This window comes from Undibacterium sp. Di24W, assembly GCF_049340325.1.
GTDB lineage: Bacteria > Pseudomonadota > Gammaproteobacteria > Burkholderiales > Burkholderiaceae_D > Undibacterium.
The window spans coordinates 1-324 of sequence record NZ_JBMPOP010000032.1; the positions used below are offsets into that span (position 1 = coordinate 1).

At 44.8% G+C, this 324-nt stretch carries 1 protein-coding gene; it reads left to right on the top strand.

Annotation, left to right across the window (positions count from 1 at the left end):
- Positions 1 to 324, top strand: a 324-nt coding sequence (locus ACO0KZ_RS20500) for a DDE-type integrase/transposase/recombinase (protein ID WP_422998645.1), incomplete at both ends; no start/stop codon positions are given.

Genomic DNA, 324 nt, shown 5'->3' on the forward strand with positions numbered 1-324 from the left:
ACAAGCACCCCAACTTACTAAAGGCAGGTTCTCAGCAAGTGCTCGCTTCTAAACCAGAACAAGTCTGGGTCGCCGATATCACCTACATACCGACAAGTGAAAAATTTGTTTATTTAAGTTTGGTGACCGACATCTACTCAAAAAAGATTGTCGGGCATCATGTTCACGCCAGCCTGCAAACAGAGGAAGTGAGTGTAGCCTATCGACGTGCGCTGCGTGGCAAAAGTAGCATGTCCGATCTAATACACCACTCAGATCGAGGCATTCAATACTGCTCTACTTATTACCAACAGTTACATGAAAAATTCAAGGTGCGATGCTCAA